The organism is Ruegeria sp. CK1, from assembly GCF_056536545.1.
In genome coordinates, this window is record NZ_JBQFPX010000005.1 from 157,409 (window position 1) to 175,180 (window position 17,772).

The following is a 17,772-nucleotide window of genomic DNA, read 5'->3' on the forward strand; positions in this document are numbered from 1 at the left end:
ATCCGGTCGTTCAAACATTATGATTTGATCTGCATGGTGCACGTCATGCCTCACATAAATGCAAGCAAAGACGCAATCCCTGCTAGGCGGCAAAATTTAAGTTAAGTTGTTGGCAGTATCGAAATTCAGCCATTTGCATACTAGGCTTCTCAATAGAGGTTTGAATTTAAAGGATGTTAGAATGGCAGGGCACCGTCACAACGAGGGTAAATTCCCGCTTCCCGTCTTCCAAGGCCTCCTGCCCGTAAACCGTTCTAACATTCCAACTGAGATTCTGGCGGGGCTGACCTTCGCCTGTCTCGCGATCCCCGAAGTCATGGGTTACACCAAAATTGCAGGCACCCCGGTTGTGACCGGGCTTTACACGATCCTCATCCCGATGGCTTTGTTCGCTTTGTTTGGATCGTCCCGGCATCTTGTCGTCGGAGCGGATTCCGCGACGGCAGCGATTACTGCCTCGGCTCTCGCTGGCATGGCAGTTTCGGGTTCGTCTGAATATCTGGCGCTGGCTTCGCTACTGGCGCTGATGGCGGCCGTATTGTTGATTGCCGCGCGCATTATCGGCCTTGGGTTTTTGGCAGATTTCCTATCGCGCACCGTTCTGGTGGGTTTTTTGACCGGGGTCGGCATACAGGTGGCGACAGGAGAAATCCCCGGCATGCTGGGAATTGCAGCATCAGGGCACGGCACACTCGCCAAGCTTCAGGACCTCATACATAACTACGGACAGACAAGCTGGCCAACGCTTGCGGTTTCTCTGGGTGTTCTGCTGGTCGTGGTTGGATGCAAGCTGCTGTCTAACAAAATACCTGGCCCTCTGATCGCCATATTGGGCGTCATCCTGTGCAGCTGGGTCTTTCACCTCAGCGACTCTGGCATTGCCGTTTTGGGCGCGGTTCCCAGTGGCCTGCCCGCTTTGTCGATCCCGGATGTGGATTGGAGTTGGTCCCTTTTCAAACAACTTACACCCACCGCTCTGTCTATCTTTGTCGTAATACTGGCGCAAAGCGCGGCTACGTCGCGCGCCTATGCTGCCCGATACGAAGATAAGTTCAGCGAAAACACGGACCTTGTCGGATTGGGATTGGCCAATCTTGGCGCTGCATTCACGGGAACTTTCGTAGTAAACGGCAGCCCGACCAAAACCGAGATGGTTGCAAGTGCCGGAGGCCGTAGCCAGATCGCGCAACTGACAACGGTTGCCATTGTTCTTGTCGTCATCCTGTTTCTGACCGGCCCACTGGCTTACTTGCCGAACGCGGCCCTGTCAGCGGTTGTTTTCCTGATTGGCGTCAAGCTAATCGATGTGAAAGGTCTTACTGCCATTTATCGACAGGCCCGGTCTGAGTTCTGGATCGCAGTCTCGACGGCGGCGGTCGTGGTTCTAGTCGGCGTCGAACAAGGGATCATATTCGCAATGGTCCTGTCACTGATTGACCATACACGTCGAGGATACCGGCCAAAAAACACTGTTATCGTCAAAGGCACCGATGGCGGATGGCATACTCATCCTCTTGACGAACCCAACCAATTCGCGCCCGGTCTAGTGATCTATCGCTTTTCCCACAGCCTGTACTATGCCAACACTCAGCGTCTTTCGGACGAGATCACCGAGATCGTAAAAAACGCCAAACCCGAATTGCGCTGGTTTTGTATCGAGGCGTCTTCGGTGGATGATGTGGACTTCACAGCGGGATACACCCTTCGCAATGTTCATGAATTGCTTCATTCAAAGAACATCCGGCTGGTCTTTCTGTTGGTCGAGCCAGATGTCAGAAAGGAACTGGACCGCTACGGGATCACCGAATTGGTGGGGCAAGACGCTTACTTTGATACCGGCGCCAACCTGATTGAAGCGTTCCAGCGCACTGAAAAAACGCCCACCTAAACCTTATTGTGGAGCACTGAGCCGTGCAAATAATCGAAGCGCATGAGATGCATCTTGTGACGCGCCGGGAAGGACGGGATCATACGCCGCACGGATCAATTCGGCGATGTCTGGTCGCAGAACCGTCGTGCCATCCGCCATGGCAAGCGGGGATTGAGATCGAAAGGCAGTGTCTGACCAAAGCAAGATGGTTTGCACCACCTGGCTCAGCGCCAAGGTCTCAGCCGGTACTTTTGACAGTTCTTTATCCATTTTGAGAAAAACAAAGGCCGCACGGATCGCTCCGTCTTCCTCAAACCGGAAAATCCGGTATTGATTTGCATCTGCTGCCACCAAACGATCCACTAAAGGCGCCAAATCCGGGATCAATCGATCCAGATCAGGAACTTCCAGCAACTCCTGCCACTCGCGGAAGAAGAAAACCATACAATTGGCCCCTAGCTCGGGGTCGGTTTCGGCCATCTTGTGCCCGGCCAAAGCCACCACAGCCTCAAAAGCACCTTTGACAGTGGAAAGCGTCACGTCCTCAACGCCAAAAACGATTGGCACGATGGGGCGCCCCCAGCGTGCGAACAGGAATTCACCACTTTCACGCGTAAACAGCGCCTCGATCTGATCGGGTGTCACGCTTTGTCCTCTTGTGTTTCAAATACAGCCGCCAGAGGCTTAATTTCTAAAGGCGCGCACTTCAACCGAACAGATCGTTTTGCCCCCGCGGAGCAGCCATGCCCAGATGTGTCCACGCCTTTTGAGCCAACATTCGGCCTCGCGGTGTTCTTTGTATGAGGCCCTGTTGAAGCAGATAAGGCTCGATTACTTCTTCCAGTGAATCCCGGCTTTCAGACAATGCAGCCGACAAGGTCTCAATCCCAACCGGCCCGCCTGCGTAGTTCTCTGCGATCAGCTTCAGATAACGCCGGTCTGCGCCGTCAAGGCCAAGGTTATCGACTCCTAGGCGCGTCAGAGCACCGTCAGCTAGTTCACGTGTAATTCTCCCGTCACCTTCGACAATGGCAAAGTCGACAACCCGCCGTAGCAATCGTCCTGCAATCCGCGGCGTCCCGCGTGAGCGGCGCGCAATCTCGCGCGCACCATCGTTGTCGGCGGGCGCACCTAGCTTGCGGGCGTTACGTGTCACGATCTCATGCAATTCATCGACCGTATAGAATTGTAAACGCGTCGGAATGCCGAACCGGTCACGAAGTGGCGTCGTTAGCAGACCCATCCGCGTCGTCGCCCCTACAAGCGTAAAGGGCTGCAATTCAATACGAACAGTTCTCGCAGCAGGGCCTTCACCTATTACGAGGTCCAATTCGAAATCCTCCATCGCCGGGTAAAGAACCTCTTCCACCGCTGGATTCAGGCGGTGGATCTCGTCGATAAACAGCACATCCCGCGATTCCAGATTGGTTAGGATAGCCGCCAAATCGCCTGCCTTGGCCAGCACCGGGCCAGAGGTCATGCGAAAATTCACCCCCAATTCACGCGCCATGATCTGCGCCAGCGTTGTCTTTCCCAGTCCCGGCGGACCGTGGAACAACGTATGATCCATTGCCTCGCCCCGCTGTCGCGCAGACTGGATAAAGATGCGCAGGTTGGCGCGCGCTTCGGCCTGGCCAATAAACTCGTCCAACCCTTGCGGGCGTAAGGCTCGGTCGTTGTCCTCTGGCAGAGGATCGGGACGCAGGGTGGGATCGGCGTCTGCCATTTAATTAACCTTTCGGAGCGAGCAGTTTCAGGGCTGCACGAATTAGCTCGGCCTCTCCTGCGTCTGGCAGGCTAGCCGCTGCTTCGGCTACTGCCGACGCGGCCTCGGATGGTCCATAACCCAGGTTACCAAGCGCAGACAACGCGCCCGCAGAAGCTGCTGCCGATCCCGACACTGCCTTCACCGCTCGTTTGGGTACAGGTGTCGGTTCCGCCAATTCGACGACGTCCAGTTCAGGTCCGTCCATCGCCTCGGTCACCGTGCCACCCATCGCCATCACGCCCGGTGCTTTGTCCTTGAGGTCCAATACGATCCGCTGTGCCGTCTTCGGTCCGACACCTTTAGCTGCCTTAACAGCCCCCCAATCACCCAGAGCGATGGACCGGCTGACACCATCCGGTCCCAACGCTGACAGAATAGCCAGCGAGACCTTGGCACCAACGCCCTGCACCGAGCACAACAGGCGATGCCATTCCTTCTCGACCAACGAAAGAAAGCCATAGAGCTGCATCAGATCTTCACGCACGACCATGTCAGTGTAGATCGAAACCGCTTCGCCAACACCCGGCAAAGCCGCCATAGTCCTGTCTGAGCAATACACAATGTAACCAACCCCGCGCACGTCGATCAGCACATGATCCGCCGCGCGATAGTCCAGCCGACCCGTCAGTTTTCCAATCATGCTCTTACCTCTTTCATTCGCGCTTGCGGCGCTGTGCCGTAATACGAATGGCAGATAGCGATCGCCAACGCATCCGCAGCATCCGCCCCTTTTGGCTGACACCCCGGCAATTGTAGTTTTACCATGTGCAGGACTTGTTCTTTCTCGGCGTGCCCGACACCTACCACGGTCTTTTTCACCCGATTGGGTGCATATTCCCCCACTGGCAGTCCAGCTTGGGCCAACGTCAGCAAGGCAACCCCTCGCGCCTGACCGAGCTTAAGCGTGCCTGCCCCGTCCTTGTTGACGAAGGTCTGTTCGATGGCAGCTTGGTCGGGCTGGTGTTCTGCTATAACCTCGACAATTTGATTGTGTAGGGAAAGCAAACGCTCGCCCAGATCATCCCCATCAGATTTGCACAACCCGTTGGCAACATGGCTTAGGCGGCTGCCATGCGAATCGATGACGCCCCATCCCAGGGTTCTGAGCCCCGGATCAATGCCCAAAATCCGCATGATTTGCCTCGGCCTGCTCGGGTTTTTGTGATCTTTCTTTCCGATTAGCACGAAGCGTGAACATTTTCCAAGCGAATTGACACACAACCTGAAAACGACACACCTATCCCACAGGCGACAGAACGGCCTGTTTGCGACAGCGAAATGCCTGAATTCGACACGTTTGGTAACGGCCAAATGGTCAACAAATTAAGGGTTTTTAACGAAATTTCGGACTTGCAAAAATTGCATAGGACACATGCAATTTCTGCACTTGCACAGCCATTTCGACATCACTAGATGCCGCTCAGATCGCACTATTTAACGTGAACACAAACCAGAAGGAAACAGGATATGGCTGCACTGGACACAACCCGCTTCGCATCCACTGGCTCGCTCGGCCTCGTTGGCCGTATCGGCGCAACTTTCGCATCGATCGCAAACGCTGCTATCGGTTGGAGTGACGCCCGCGCGACCCGCAACGCATTGAACGGTCTGTCGGATCGTGAGCTGGAAGATATTGGCCTGTGCCGCGGCGACATTGACGCCGTAGCTGAAGGTCGTCGCTAAGACGTAAACACCACTCACATGCCCCTCTCCCCTTTTAGGGGCACAACAGAACGCCGCGCATTTGTAAATGCGCGGCGTTTCTGCATTAACGAGGTCTGAATTAGGGAATGAAACTGTTGATCTGATTAGCCAGATATTCTGACACGGGATCAATTTGCATGACCCAAGCACCAGCTTTTTCAACTGAGGTGCCCTCTGCCAGACTATCGACACGGTATTGGTAGGCCGAAGCACCTAGACTGCTTAGCAAGAACGTCTTAAAAGCGAACAATCCTGCAAGACAAATCAAAAGCAACTTTGCCGGAACCGCAGATTTGACCCGCTGCGGTTTCATCACGACAAGGCCATCCTTGCGCATCGTGGCGCGATAGCCCCGGCTGAGTTTGGCATGTTTCTTGTTCAGGCGATGGACGCGCTGATCAAATTCCAGTTGTTTTCCCGTCATGGCAGCCTCCTCAAGAACCGCCCCCGATACCACGCTACGAAGGTAATTACAGATTGCGACAAAAACGAGGCAAGAATCCATGAAACTCCTGCAAATGGTCTGATTTTAGCCCTGTTTTGTTAAGATTAGCGTCGTCCACTCACCAATCTCGTCCCTTTTGGTCAAATTAAACCCGTTCTGTAAATAAACAGAGATCACATCGTCAGCCTGTTCATTGAGGATTCCCGACAGGATCGCATGTCCACCCAAGCGCAGATTCGCTCCAATTTCGGGGGACAAGGCCACGAGCGGGCCCTTCAAAATATTGGCAAAAATCAAATCATAAGGGGCGTACGCTTGCAGGTCGGGATGATCGAATCCCGCAGCCTCGACACAATGAACACGGCCAGACATATTGTTGGCTTTCAGGTTCGCCTCAGCCACCTCCACGGCGACCTGATCTATATCGCTGGCAATGATGTCACCGTCCCAGACCCGCGCGGCAGCCATCGCCAGAACAGCAGTGCCGCAACCGATGTCAGCCACTTTGGTAGCCGTGAAGCCATCATTCAGCAAATAGTCCAACGCCTTAAGGCAGCCGAGCGTCGTGCCGTGGTGACCGGTGCCAAAAGCCATCGCTGCTTCGATCAGCAAGGGAATTCGACCCTCAGGTATTTTGTCGGCGTCGTGGCTTCCGTAAACAAAGAACCGGCCAGCTTCGACCGGTGCCAGTTCTCGGCGAACGTGGGCAACCCAGTCGGTTTCGGGCAGCTCTGAGACTACAAAAGGCTTTGCCTCAAAAGCGGCGGCCAGAACGGCCAGCGCGGTTTCATCCGGCGCTTCGGTGAAATAGCCTCCCACTTCCCAAAGACCCGAACCATCCTCGACCTCAAACACGCCGACACCTGTAGGTTCTGGGTTCAGACGGTCCATCGCTTCGCCCAGACGTTCGGCGGCTTTCTTGCCGGTCAGAGTGGTAAGTGCGGTGAATGTGGGCATGGACGCCTCCTGTCTCAGTTGAGACAGCGCCTATGGCTTGGACCCGCCAAGGTCAAGCTCTGGCGACTACTCTGCGGGGGCCGGGGCGTATTTTGACAGGATGGTTTCATTGCCCGGCTCGGGATGGCGCGGGATCAGCATCGATAGCGCCAAGGAAACCAAAGCCATTGCCGCCGCCAAACCAAAGACCGCTCCGGGCGAGACCACCCACAACAGCCCCAGCAAGGCTGGTAGAAAGACCGCCGCGATATGGTTGATGGTAAATGCCACTGCTGCCGTGGGGGCGATATCAGCAGGATCGGCAATCTTCTGGAAATAGGTCTTCAGCGCCAACGCCAAGGCGAAGAAGATATGATCCAGAACATACAACGCCGCAGCGAGGGCGATCCCCCAACCGAACCAATATATTCCACCGTAACACAAGAAGATCAAAGCAAGCCCCGTGTACTCGACGACTAGCGCCTTCTTTTCTCCCCAAAAATGAACTGCTTTTCCTATCAAAGGTGCTGCAACCATGTTTGCGATCAGCGTGATTGCCACGAGTGAAACCATATCATCCACTTCGTATCCGAAGCGTTCGACCATCATCCATCCTGCAAAAACAACAAAAATCTGGCGGCGGGCACCAGACATGAATTGCAGGGCGTAGTAAAGCCAGTAGCGTCGACGCAATACAAACTCTTTGCGTTGCGGGTTGGGGCTTTCAAATTGCGGGTAGGCAACAAAAGCAAGAAGCGCAATCACGACCGTCGCCCCACCGGCGATTGGGTAAACGATTTCGAAAGTCAGACCAAGCGGCTTCCAAGCCAACTTGATGAGTAGATATGCAACCAGCGTTGCCGCCGATCCGACAGCAATTATGCGGCCTAGAACTTGGGGAGCTTTGTCTTTCTCAAGCCATTGCAACTGAAGGGATTGGTTGACCGTCTCATAAAAGTGGAAACCAATGGAAGAAAGAAAGGTGATCATCAGGATGCCACCAAACTCGGGGAAGGCGGCTGTCAATGCTGTAGCAGCCCCAAGCAAGATCAGCGAAATCAGCGCAAGCACTTGTTCCCGAAAAAGCAGAAGCAACAAAATCACAGATATTGCAAAAAAACCGGGAATCTCTCGGACAGTGTGTAGCCAACCAAGATCGTAGCCGTCGAATCCTCCTACCTCGTGAACAAAATTATTGAGCAACACGGACCAAGTCGAAAACGACAGAGGCATCGCGACGGCCATTACAAACAGCAGCGTGATGGGGCGACGCCAGAACGGCAGGCTCTGTGCCTCGGAAAGGGGCATAGGTTTCAGCATGAGCCTCCTCTACGCCCATTTTCCGGGTTTGGCGAGAGGGTTAACGCACAACTGACGTGCGCCAATGTAGAGGTCAGTAGAAACTCTGTGGGTCGATATCGACAGTAATGCGAATATCGCCTTTCAAGCGCAGCGGTGCGATCCAACGTGCGATTGCGTCCTGAATAGGGGCGCCCTTGGGTGCCTTGACCAACAAGCGCACCCGGTGACGCCCGCGTATCCGTGCGATTGGCGCGGGGGCCGGACCGAACACTTGTGCGCCCACGTCCCGCAGTGGCGCGTCATTTCGTGCCATCGCGTTGCCAATGTCGAAAACCGGACCGACTTCGGGCCCCGACAGAACAATACCGGCCATCCGGCCATAGGGTGGCACTCCGGCGGCTTGCCGCCCTGCAGCCTCGGCTTTCCAGAACCCCTCTTCATCGCCCGACAGAATTGCCCGAATAACGGGATGCTCAGGCTGGAAAGTCTGCAATAACGCCTGACCCGGCTTGTTCGCGCGGCCGGCCCGCCCCGCGACTTGCCGCATCAGTTGAAACGTCCGCTCAGCCGCACGCAAATCTGCACCATGCAGACTGAGATCGGCATCAATTACCCCCACCAACGTAAGCTTGGGAAAATTATGCCCCTTGGCTACGAGCTGCGTACCGATGATAATATCCGCATCACCTTGGGCAATCTCTTCGATCTTGGCTTTCAATGCGCGCGCGGATCCGAACAAATCCGAACTAAGCATTGCAATCCTGGCCTCTGGGAAAGCCGCCTCTGCCTCTTCCGCCAAGCGTTCGATTCCCGGCCCAACCGGTGCCAGCTTACCCTCGACCCCGCATGAGGGGCAGGCATCGGGCATCGGCTTAGTCTCACCACATTGGTGGCACATCAAACGTTTCAGAAACCGGTGCTCGACCATCCGTGCATCGCAATGGTCACAGGCGATTTGCTCTCCACAAGCCCGGCACAACGTCACGGGCGCATAACCACGACGGTTTATGAACAGCAATGACTGCTCGCCCCGCTCGATCCGCTGCCGGACTGCCTGCCGCATCGACGGTGAAATCCACGTCCCGGGCTGCAACTGCTCAGCCCGCATATCGATGGGCTTCATTTCGGGCAGCACTGCCGCGCCAAAGCGGGCGGTCAGGTCGAGGCGATCGTATTTCCCAGCCTCGGCATTGGCCCAGCTTTCCAGAGAGGGCGTCGCACTGGCCAATATCACCCGTGCGCCACAAATCGCAGACCGCAGAACCGCCATGTCACGGGCGCTGTAATGTACCCCGTCCTCTTGCTTGTAAGAAGTGTCGTGTTCTTCATCGACCACTACCAACCCTAGGTCTCGGAAGGGCAAGAACAATGCTGAACGCGCACCCACGACCAGCTGCGCATCTCCCTGCCCGACCATTCGCCAAACACGACGGCGTTCGGTCATGGTTGCGCCGGAATGCCATTCCGCTGGCCGCGCGCCGAACCGTGCCTCTACCCGAGTCAGAAATTCGGCGGTCAATGCGATCTCGGGCAACAGTACCAGCGCCTGCCGCCCCATGCGCAACGCCTCGGCCACGGCTTCCAGATAGACTTCGGTCTTGCCTGACCCGGTGACGCCCTTCAGCAGCGTCGTGCCATAATCGCCCGTTCGCTGACCGGCTCGCAGTTTCGCGACGGCCTCTGCCTGATCCTCGGTCAGTTCTTTTCCCGGCAGGTCCGGGTCCAGATGCGGATAGGGCAAATCACGGGGACTGTCCTCCTCGCGCACGGCACCCTGTTTGACCAACCCTTTAACAACCGAGGAGGTCACCCCTGCCTGCTCGGCCAGCTCTTTCAGTGTGAAAGCCAGACCCCCATAGTCACGCAACACCTCCAGCACACGCGTCCGGGCATCGGTCATCCGATCCGGTTCGCCGTTTCCCAGGCGGTAAATCTTGCGCATCGACGGCGGGTCACCCAACCCCGGCGCGCGGGTGGCCAGCCGAAGCATCGCAGGCATGGGTGTCAGCGTGTAGTCAGCCACCTTACCCAAAAACACCCGCATCTCTTCGCGCATCGGCGCGACCTCAAGCACCCGGATCACCGACCGGGCCTTGGCAAGGTCAAAGCCACCTTGCCCCGGTCCCCAAACCACGCCCAGCACCTTGCGCGGTCCCAACGGCACCTCGACAAACGCCCCAAGAAAACAGCCACCTTCGGGCGCTTTGTAGTCCAAAGTCCGGTCCAAAGGCTGCGCGGTCAGAACCGCCACCAACTCTCCTTGGTCAAAATACTCCTGTGTGCTCACCACATATCCTTGGGCCGGGGGGTTTCAGCATGGGTCTCTTTGAGGTAAAGGCATCCGCGACTAAGGCCAACCCATCAAAGGACTGCCCTCATGAAATTCTTCGTAGACACAGCCGAGATCGATGCCATCGCCGAACTGAACGATCTGGGCATGGTGGACGGTGTGACCACCAACCCCTCGCTGATCCTGAAATCGGGTCGCGACATTCTGGAAGTGACCAAAGAGATCTGTGATCTGGTCGAAGGCCCTGTTTCTGCCGAGGTTGTTGCCACCGAAGCCGATGATATGATCGCCGAAGGCCGCAAGCTGGCAAAGATCGCTCCGAACATTGCCGTTAAGGTACCGCTGACATGGGCTGGCCTAAAAACGTGTAAGACGCTTTCGGACGAAGGTCAGATGGTCAACGTAACCCTGTGCTTTTCGACCAATCAGGCCATTTTGGCCGCCAAAGCAGGCGCAACCTTCATTTCCCCCTTCATCGGTCGCCTCGATGACATCAATATGGATGGCATGGAACTGATCGCGGACATCCGTCAGGTTTATGACAACTACGGGTTTGAGACCGAGATTTTGGCCGCTTCGATCCGAACCGTAAACCACGTAACCGACAGTGCTCGTATTGGCGCGGACGTGATCACCGCCCCTCCGGGCGTGATCAAGAAACTGGCTGATCACCCTTTGACCGACAAAGGTTTGGAAACTTTCTTGGCCGACTGGGCCAAAACTGGCCAGAAAATCCTGTAAGCTTTTACGCAACCGCGCGGCATCATCAGGTGCCGCGCCCGGCCCAACTGTGAAACCTGATCTTTTGATCGGGTTGCCGCAGGCGGGAGCCTTTCCGACACATTCCCAAGCGATTTCTACTTTTGCCTGTATTTTTTCCAAGGCAAATCCGGCGTGCCGTGTTATAAGCCGCTCAACAAAAAAAGACCGGACGGGACATGAGCAGCAATACCAAACTCAAGGATAACCTCCGCGCCGCGATTCTGGCTGAACCGGACGCAGTTCTGGACGACAAGGATCTGATGCAGGCGCTGGTGACAGCCAACGAACAAGCGCGTGGTGACAACGTCGTCGACCTGCGCGGTATTGCGATGCAAAGGCTTGAAGCACGGCTGGACCGGCTCGAAGATACGCACCGCTCGGTTATCGCAGCGGCTTATGAAAACCTCGCAGGCACCAATCAGGTACACCGCGCGATACTGCGCCTGTTGGAGCCGGCCGAGTTCGAAGAGTTCCTGAGTACACTCGGCAACGAAGTCGCTGAGATTTTGCGCGTCGACCACATAACGCTGGTTCTGGAAACCACGGCCATACAGGAAGACCCTGCTATCGAAAAACTTGGCGGTGTGTTGACTGTCGTCGAACCGGGCGCGATTGACGCTTACCTCACCCAAGACCGCGGAGGCCCCCCGCGAGAGGTCGTCCTGCGTCAGATGCCAAACCCGAGCCCCCGGATATTCGGGGCAATAGCCAGCCAACTCCAGTCCGAAGCGTGCCTGAGATTGAATTTCGGCGAGGGCCGCCTGCCCGGCATGATCGTCATGGGTGCAAAAGACGCCAATCATTTTACCCCGCAGCTGGGAACTGATCTGCTGTCGTTTTTTGGTGGCGTGTTCGAACGCTCGATGCGCCACTGGCTGTCGTGAGCCTGATTTCCCCAGCTTGCCGAGATGCGCTGCAGCATTGGCTGGACAGTCTGGGGGCACTAGCCGGACGATCTGCAAACACACAGACCGCTTATCGCGGCGACGTCACCGATTTCCTTTCCTTCATGACCCTGCACCACAGCGAAAGGCAGGGTTTGGCTGCTTTGGCACGGATCACTGTATCTGACATGCGTGCTTGGATGGCTGATCAGCGTGCCGCAGGTGTCGGCGCACGTTCCCTCGCCCGCAAGCTGTCGGCTGTCAAAAGCTTCTACCGCTGGCTGTCCGAACGTGAGGGGTTCGAACCGACTGCTGTCCTGTCCACTCGCGCACCGAAATTCACCAAGAAACTACCCCGCCCTCTGGCCGAGGACGCCGCGCGCGCCATGATCGACACGGTCGAATTACAATCGTCCAACAATTGGGTCGCAGCACGTGATTTGGCTGTTGTCACCCTACTCTATGGCTGTGGGCTGCGCATATCCGAGGCGCTCTCATTGACGGGAAAAGACGCACCACTGCCTGCGACCTTGCGTATTGTCGGAAAAGGCAACAAGGAACGAATTGTTCCCGTTCTACCCGCAGCCCGCACAGCGGTGGACCGTTACATTCAGCTTTGCCCGCACCCACAAGCGAATGATAAGGCCTTGTTTAGGGGCGTGCGCGGCGGCCAACTGAACCCCCGCGCAATTCAGGACGTAATGTCCAAAGCCCGCATGCAACTCGGCCTACCCGCGACGGCCACGCCCCACGCTATGCGGCACAGTTTCGCGACCCACCTTTTATCCGCCGGAGGAGATCTGCGCGCGATTCAGGAACTGCTTGGTCACGCTTCACTTTCAACCACTCAGACCTATACAGCCGTTGATACTGCGCGGCTGATGGAAGTTTACAACCACGCCCACCCCAAGGCCTGACGCACTGCATCGTGGCGTCAGGCATTCACCGAAGTCCGGCTTTTGGTTTGCATCTGCCGAACGCATCGTCCATGACACCTGTATGACACTCAGATTCAAAGCACTTTCCGTCCATCTGTTCACCGCGACCGGCGCCGTTTTTGCCATGTTGGCTATGCTGGCCGCAGTCGAGGAAAAATGGAGCCTGATGTATCTGTGGCTGGTGGTCTCGTTTATCGTGGACGGAATCGACGGTCCTCTGGCGCGGCACTACCACGTCAAGAAAAACGCGCCCGAGTTTGACGGGGTGCTTTTGGATCTGATCATTGATTATCTGACATATGTCTTCATCCCAGCCTTTGCGCTATTCAAATCCGGATTGATGGATGGCTGGACCGGCTGGTTCGCGATCATCGTGATTACCTTTGCCAGCGCGATGTACTTCGCCGACACTCGCATGAAAACAAAGGACAATTCCTTCTCTGGCTTTCCCGGATGCTGGAATATGTTCGTTATTGTCGTTTTCGCGTTAGAGCCCAATTTTTGGGTTATCTTACTGCTGGTTTCTGTCCTGTCGCTGGCAATGTTCTTACCGCTTAAATTCATTCACCCGGTCCGTACGGAAAGATGGCGTTCGGTCTCGTTGCCGGTCGCGTTCGCATGGACTTTCTTTGCTGGCTGGTCCGCGTGGGTTGATTTCCATCCGGAAAGCTGGGCGCACTGGGGTCTGGTCATAACCAGCCTTTACCTCGTGTTCGCAGGAATAGCGCAGCAAATCATTCCGCAGCGCAAAAGAGCGGACTACAAGACTTCCTGAACTTCGAACTCGGTACTGTTATGGGTGAATACATCACCCTCTTGAAGGCCGACCATAGCCAGGTAGATCGGGCTTTGGGTTGAGATGCCCATATAAGTTTTACCATCCACATCAAACCGCGTCGTCGACACACACACTACGAACCGACGATTATTGAACTTGACTACGGCGCCGGGCTGCACTGTATCTGTAACGCTGAAATCCGTATTTTCGATTACGTCAATCTTGGCATGATGCGCATGAACGGGGGCGTCAAAAGCCGCCGCCAGATCTGCATTCTCACGCGAGGCGGCGATGTCATCCTTGTCATGCCCTTCCCGGTCATCCAGTTGAGAATCCTTCAAAAACGCGTCGTAATGCGCTTGTGCGGTCGCCAATTCCTGCTCTTCCAGAGACATCAGTCGGTCGATAATGGCCTTTTTGCGGGTGGCCTGGTCAGTTTGGGCGGTCATGCAATTCGGTCCTTTGAATTCTCTATCTGATACAAATTGGGCCGCAACCAGCGGGATTGCAACAGATTTCCAACTTTCAGATCAGCAGTCCCGCCGCCCTTTCATGGCGTAACAGAGCAACTTTGGTCTCGACCCCGCCATCACCAGAGAAGCCCCCTAAACCGTTGGCAGCGAGTACCCGATGGCAAGGTATGATCACGGGGATCGGGTTGGCACCACACGCTTGGCCAACAGGCTGGGGTGGTTGGCCAAGTTCTTTAGCGATGTCGCCATAAGTACGGGTTTCGCCCAACGGAATGGCAAACATCAGATCGCAGACTTGGCGCTGAAATTCGGATCCGGCCACGTGATATGGCAGGTCGAACCGTTCCAGACGCCCTTGATCATAGGCCATCAACTGCGCAGCGGCCTCTTGCAACAATGGCGTTATCGGCCCTGCGGTTTTTCCATTCCACACCAGGCGCGTGATGGCGCCTTCAGTCTCTTCGACACCAAGGCGACCAAATTGGGTTTCAACAGCGATCATCGGCATAAGTACAGCGTTTCAGATCGCTGAAACCAGTGCAAGCGGTGAATGAAAAACCCCCGGACTGACGACCGGGGGGTTCAATGGTTAGCCGAGAGCGTCGTTACAACGCCCGCAAACGCCGGGATGCGCATGAAGACCCACATCCGGCAAGATTTTCCAGCACCGTTGGCACTTTGCACCTTCGGCCTTTTCGAACACCACCGCGACACCTTCAATTTCCGGTACGCGGAATGCCTCGGCCGGGGCCGGGTCGCCCGTGACAGTAAGGCCGGACGTGATGCACATGTCGTCTACGTCGAATGTCGCCAGCAGATCGCGGGTATCGCCATCTTCGACATGCACAATCGGGGCCGCTTCGAGGCTGGAACCGATCACCTTGTCCTGACGCTGGATTTCCAAGGCCGCAGTCACGGCCCGGCGCACGCGACGGATTTTGGCCATGCCCGCCTCAAGTTCTGCGTTGCGCCATTCGGCGGGTGTTTCGGGGAAGTCCACCAGATGAACCGAGCTGTCATCGCCAGGGAAGCGTTCCAGCCAAACCTCTTCCATGGTGAAGACCAGAACCGGTGCCAGCCATGTGGTCAGGCGGTGGAACAAGATATCCAGCACGGTGCGCGCTGCGCGGCGGCGCAAGTTGTCACCGTCGCAGTACAGCGCATCCTTTCGGACGTCGAAGTAGAAGGACGACAGATCGACCGTTGCAAAGGTGAACACGGCACTGAACACGCCTTGGAAATCGAACGCGGCATAGCCCTTGCGCACCTGCTCATCCAGCTCGGCCAAACGACTGAGCACCCAGCGTTCCAGACGCGGCATATCCTCGGGCGCGACGCGGTCGGCCTCGGTGAAATCAGCCAATGATCCCAGCATGAACCGCATGGTATTGCGTAGACGGCGATAGCTGTCCGCGGTGCCTTTCAGGATTTCCGGCCCGATCCGCTGGTCAGCGGTGTAATCGGTCTGAGCCACCCAAAGGCGCAGGATATCGGCGCCGTATTGCTTGACGACCTCTTCCGGCACGATGGTGTTGCCCAGCGATTTCGACATCTTGTTGCCCTTGGCGTCCAGCGTGAATCCGTGGGTCACAACGTTCCGATACGGCGCGCGACCCTTGGTGCCGCAGGCCTGCAGCATCGAGGAATGGAACCACCCGCGGTGCTGGTCGGTGCCTTCCATGTAGACATCGGCGATCCCGTCCTCGGTGCCGTCCTCACGGTCGCGCAGAACGAAGGCATGGGTCGAACCGGAGTCGAACCACACGTCCAGAACGTCGAAGACCTGATCGTAGTCCTCGGGATTGGCGATGCCGTCCAGCACCTGCTCTTTGAACCCGTCGGTGTACCAGATATCCGCGCCGTCTTTCTCGAACGCTGTCTTGATGCGAGCATTGAGTTCTTCATTGCGCAACAGATAATCCGCGTCGGTGGGCAGAGCGCCTTTCTTGGTGAAGCAGGTTAGCGGCACGCCCCAGGCACGCTGACGCGACAGAACCCAGTCCGGGCGCGCTTCGATCATAGAAAAAAGTCGGTTGCGACCAGTTTGCGGCGTCCATTTCACCAGCTCGTCGATCGAGCGCAGGGCGCGTTCGCGGATGGTGTCGCCCATCTCGCCCATGCCGTCATCCAGCTTGCGGTCGACCGAGGCAAACCACTGCGGCGTATTGCGATAGATGATCGGAGCTTTCGAGCGCCACGAATGCGGATAGCTGTGCTTGATCTTGCCACGTGCCAGCAGCCCGCCGACCTCGGCCAGCTTGTCGATAACGGCCTTGTTCGCATCACCCTCACCGCCCTTGCGGGACAGGATGTATTTGCCGCCAAAAAACGGCAGATCAGCGCGGAACGAGCCGTCATCCATCACATTGTAGGTGATGACCTGCTCAAGCATGCCAAGATCGCGGTAGAGTTCAAATTCTTCCATACCATGCGACGGCGCACAGTGGACGAAACCGGTGCCTTCGGTATCTGTCACAAACTCAGCCGCGCGGAAGTCGCGGATGTCATCCCATTCGCCATTGCCGCCCTCGGCCCCGGCCAGCGGGTGGGTCAGTTGGACACCTTCCAGTTCATCGGCGGTCACGTCGCGGACGCGGGTCCACTGGTCGTCGTTCAGACGGGCGCGGCCCAGCACATCGGCAGCCAGGTTGTCGGCCAGCAGGAACTTGTCGCCTACACTGGCCCAGCATTCCTCGGGCGCGCCGGTGACTTCGTATAGGCCGTAGGAGATGTCCTTGCCGTACACGACCGCCTTGTTCGACGGCATGGTCCACGGAGTCGTCGTCCAGATCACGACAAACGCATCATCCAGATCACCCGCATTCACGACCTTGAACTTCACCCAGATGGTGAAGCTTTCCTTGTCGTGATACTCCACCTCGGCCTCGGCCAGTGCAGTTTTTTCGATGGGCGACCACATCACGGGCTTGGACCCCTGATACAGCGTGCCGTTCATCAGGAACTTCATGAACTCGTCAGCGATCACGGCCTCGGCGTGATAGTCCATGGTAATGTAGGGATCGGCCCAGTTGCCGGTGATGCCCAGGCGCTTGAACTCTTCGCGCTGGATGTCGATCCAACCCTCGGCGAACTTGCGGCATTCCTGGCGGAAATCGACAACGTTCACCTCATCCTTGTTCTTGCCCTTCTTGCGGTACTGTTCTTCGATCTTCCATTCGATGGGCAGGCCGTGGCAGTCCCAGCCGGGCACATAGCGCGCGTCAAACCCCATCATCTGATGGGACCGCACGATCATGTCCTTGATGGTCTTGTTCAGCGCGTGGCCGATATGCAGGTGGCCGTTCGCGTACGGAGGGCCATCGTGCAGCGTAAAGGGCGTACGGCCTTCTTTTTCGCGCAGGCGGTCATAGACACCGATAGTTTCCCAGCGTTCCAGCCATGCGGGCTCGCGCTTGGGCAAGCCGGCGCGCATGGGGAATTCGGTTTTAGGCAGGTTCAGCGTGTCTTTGTAATCAGGTGTCTGGATCGTGTCGGCGCACATTGGGGGCGTCCTTTGGATGATCTGGTCGTACTAGGATCGAAGCGGTCGGTGCGAAGTCTCAAACACCTTTGCCCGGCGTCTCAGAAGGTCAGAGCGCCGGGGTTATAATTCGAATAATGA

17 protein-coding genes are annotated in these 17,772 nt (G+C 56.6%); 6 read left to right on the top strand and 11 right to left on the bottom strand.

The features are described from left to right. The first annotated feature begins 181 nt into the window (after nucleotides 1-181). Entirely contained in the window at nucleotides 182-1,888 is a 1,707-nt protein-coding gene (locus ACR0L3_RS13520) for a SulP family inorganic anion transporter (protein WP_480746262.1), read from the top strand. Nucleotides 1,889-1,891: 3 nt separating this feature from the next. On the opposite strand, the gene ACR0L3_RS13525 is transcribed toward ACR0L3_RS13520, so the two are convergent. From ACR0L3_RS13525 to ruvC, 4 genes are all read right to left on the bottom strand, one after another. Further along, nucleotides 1,892-2,515, bottom strand: a complete 624-nt coding sequence (locus tag ACR0L3_RS13525) for a hypothetical protein (RefSeq protein ID WP_480746263.1) — start codon at nucleotides 2,513-2,515, stop codon at nucleotides 1,892-1,894. 61 nt (nucleotides 2,516-2,576) lie between these two features. After that, on the bottom strand, nucleotides 2,577-3,596 hold the full coding sequence (gene ruvB / locus ACR0L3_RS13530; RefSeq protein ID WP_480746264.1) for a Holliday junction branch migration DNA helicase RuvB: 1,020 nt from the start codon (nucleotides 3,594-3,596) through the stop codon (nucleotides 2,577-2,579). Nucleotides 3,597-3,600: 4 nt separating this feature from the next. Next, nucleotides 3,601-4,278: a Holliday junction branch migration protein RuvA gene (ruvA, locus tag ACR0L3_RS13535; protein WP_480746265.1), complete on the bottom strand. Its 678-nt coding sequence runs from the start codon at nucleotides 4,276-4,278 to the stop codon at nucleotides 3,601-3,603. Further along, complete coding sequence (ruvC, locus tag ACR0L3_RS13540) at nucleotides 4,275-4,772, bottom strand: crossover junction endodeoxyribonuclease RuvC (RefSeq protein WP_480746266.1); 498 nt, start codon at nucleotides 4,770-4,772, stop codon at nucleotides 4,275-4,277. Before ruvC ends, ruvA begins: the two co-directional genes overlap by 4 nt. A gap of 333 nt (nucleotides 4,773-5,105) precedes the next feature. Here ruvC and ACR0L3_RS13545 point away from each other — a divergent pair, with 333 nt between their 5' ends. Continuing rightward, on the top strand, nucleotides 5,106-5,321 hold the full coding sequence (locus tag ACR0L3_RS13545) for a DUF1127 domain-containing protein (RefSeq protein ID WP_480746267.1): 216 nt from the start codon (nucleotides 5,106-5,108) through the stop codon (nucleotides 5,319-5,321). Between the two features lie 100 nt (nucleotides 5,322-5,421). Here ACR0L3_RS13545 and ACR0L3_RS13550 read toward each other — a convergent pair whose 3' ends face one another. The 4 genes from ACR0L3_RS13550 to ACR0L3_RS13565 all read right to left on the bottom strand — a co-directional run bounded on the left by ACR0L3_RS13550 (nucleotide 5,422) and on the right by ACR0L3_RS13565 (nucleotide 10,312). After that, nucleotides 5,422-5,766, bottom strand: coding sequence for a hypothetical protein (locus ACR0L3_RS13550; protein ID WP_480746268.1), 345 nt, complete (start codon nucleotides 5,764-5,766; stop codon nucleotides 5,422-5,424). Between the two features lie 105 nt (nucleotides 5,767-5,871). Then, the gene (locus tag ACR0L3_RS13555; RefSeq protein WP_480746269.1) at nucleotides 5,872-6,744 is read right to left on the bottom strand and encodes a 50S ribosomal protein L11 methyltransferase; all 873 of its coding nucleotides are present in this window, start codon (nucleotides 6,742-6,744) and stop codon (nucleotides 5,872-5,874) included. A 66-nt stretch (nucleotides 6,745-6,810) separates the two neighbouring features. Next, a complete protein-coding gene (locus tag ACR0L3_RS13560; RefSeq protein ID WP_480746270.1) occupies nucleotides 6,811-8,043 on the bottom strand; it encodes an MFS transporter in 1,233 nt (410 codons plus the stop codon). 73 nt (nucleotides 8,044-8,116) lie between these two features. Continuing rightward, a complete protein-coding gene (locus ACR0L3_RS13565; protein ID WP_480746271.1) occupies nucleotides 8,117-10,312 on the bottom strand; it encodes a primosomal protein N' in 2,196 nt (731 codons plus the stop codon). A gap of 90 nt (nucleotides 10,313-10,402) precedes the next feature. On the opposite strand from ACR0L3_RS13565, the gene fsa reads away from it, so the two are divergent. The 4 genes from fsa (at nucleotide 10,403) to ACR0L3_RS13585 (ending at nucleotide 13,674) form a co-directional block, all read left to right on the top strand. Further along, nucleotides 10,403-11,056, top strand: a complete 654-nt coding sequence (fsa, locus tag ACR0L3_RS13570; protein WP_480746272.1) for a fructose-6-phosphate aldolase — start codon at nucleotides 10,403-10,405, stop codon at nucleotides 11,054-11,056. Between the two features lie 197 nt (nucleotides 11,057-11,253). Further along, entirely contained in the window at nucleotides 11,254-11,961 is a 708-nt protein-coding gene (locus ACR0L3_RS13575; protein WP_480746273.1) for a DUF484 family protein, read from the top strand. After that, the gene (locus ACR0L3_RS13580) at nucleotides 11,958-12,878 is read left to right on the top strand and encodes a tyrosine recombinase XerC (protein ID WP_480746274.1); all 921 of its coding nucleotides are present in this window, start codon (nucleotides 11,958-11,960) and stop codon (nucleotides 12,876-12,878) included. Before ACR0L3_RS13575 ends, ACR0L3_RS13580 begins: the two co-directional genes overlap by 4 nt. 82 nt (nucleotides 12,879-12,960) lie before the next feature. After that, on the top strand, nucleotides 12,961-13,674 hold the full coding sequence (locus ACR0L3_RS13585) for a CDP-alcohol phosphatidyltransferase family protein (protein WP_480746275.1): 714 nt from the start codon (nucleotides 12,961-12,963) through the stop codon (nucleotides 13,672-13,674). Here the strand turns inward: ACR0L3_RS13585 and ACR0L3_RS13590 are convergent. From ACR0L3_RS13590 to ileS, 3 genes are all read right to left on the bottom strand, one after another. Continuing rightward, the gene (locus tag ACR0L3_RS13590) at nucleotides 13,659-14,126 is read right to left on the bottom strand and encodes a hypothetical protein (protein WP_480746276.1); all 468 of its coding nucleotides are present in this window, start codon (nucleotides 14,124-14,126) and stop codon (nucleotides 13,659-13,661) included. The genes ACR0L3_RS13585 and ACR0L3_RS13590 overlap by 16 nt on opposite strands. 76 nt (nucleotides 14,127-14,202) lie before the next feature. After that, a complete protein-coding gene (locus ACR0L3_RS13595) occupies nucleotides 14,203-14,658 on the bottom strand; it encodes a methylated-DNA--[protein]-cysteine S-methyltransferase (protein WP_480746277.1) in 456 nt (151 codons plus the stop codon). An 81-nt stretch (nucleotides 14,659-14,739) separates the two neighbouring features. Beyond that, nucleotides 14,740-17,652 carry an isoleucine--tRNA ligase gene (gene ileS / locus ACR0L3_RS13600; RefSeq protein ID WP_480746278.1) on the bottom strand — a complete coding sequence of 971 codons (2,913 nt, stop codon included), beginning with the start codon at nucleotides 17,650-17,652 and terminating at the stop codon, nucleotides 14,740-14,742. Between the last annotated feature and the right edge of the window lie 120 nt (nucleotides 17,653-17,772).

Coding starts and splice junctions, on each gene's coding strand:
- ACR0L3_RS13520 (WP_480746262.1), top strand. CDS start 182: ATGGCAGGGCACCGTCACAACGAGGGTAAATTCCCGCTTCCCGTCTTC.
- ruvB (WP_480746264.1), bottom strand. CDS start 3,596: ATGGCAGACGCCGATCCCACCCTGCGTCCCGATCCTCTGCCAGAGGAC.
- ruvA (WP_480746265.1), bottom strand. CDS start 4,278: ATGATTGGAAAACTGACGGGTCGGCTGGACTATCGCGCGGCGGATCAT.
- ruvC (WP_480746266.1), bottom strand. CDS start 4,772: ATGCGGATTTTGGGCATTGATCCGGGGCTCAGAACCCTGGGATGGGGC.
- ACR0L3_RS13545 (WP_480746267.1), top strand. CDS start 5,106: ATGGCTGCACTGGACACAACCCGCTTCGCATCCACTGGCTCGCTCGGC.
- ACR0L3_RS13550 (WP_480746268.1), bottom strand. CDS start 5,766: ATGACGGGAAAACAACTGGAATTTGATCAGCGCGTCCATCGCCTGAAC.
- ACR0L3_RS13555 (WP_480746269.1), bottom strand. CDS start 6,744: ATGCCCACATTCACCGCACTTACCACTCTGACCGGCAAGAAAGCCGCC.
- ACR0L3_RS13560 (WP_480746270.1), bottom strand. CDS start 8,043: ATGCTGAAACCTATGCCCCTTTCCGAGGCACAGAGCCTGCCGTTCTGG.
- fsa (WP_480746272.1), top strand. CDS start 10,403: ATGAAATTCTTCGTAGACACAGCCGAGATCGATGCCATCGCCGAACTG.
- ACR0L3_RS13575 (WP_480746273.1), top strand. CDS start 11,254: ATGAGCAGCAATACCAAACTCAAGGATAACCTCCGCGCCGCGATTCTG.
- ACR0L3_RS13585 (WP_480746275.1), top strand. CDS start 12,961: ATGACACTCAGATTCAAAGCACTTTCCGTCCATCTGTTCACCGCGACC.
- ACR0L3_RS13590 (WP_480746276.1), bottom strand. CDS start 14,126: ATGACCGCCCAAACTGACCAGGCCACCCGCAAAAAGGCCATTATCGAC.
- ACR0L3_RS13595 (WP_480746277.1), bottom strand. CDS start 14,658: ATGCCGATGATCGCTGTTGAAACCCAATTTGGTCGCCTTGGTGTCGAA.
- ileS (WP_480746278.1), bottom strand. CDS start 17,652: ATGTGCGCCGACACGATCCAGACACCTGATTACAAAGACACGCTGAAC.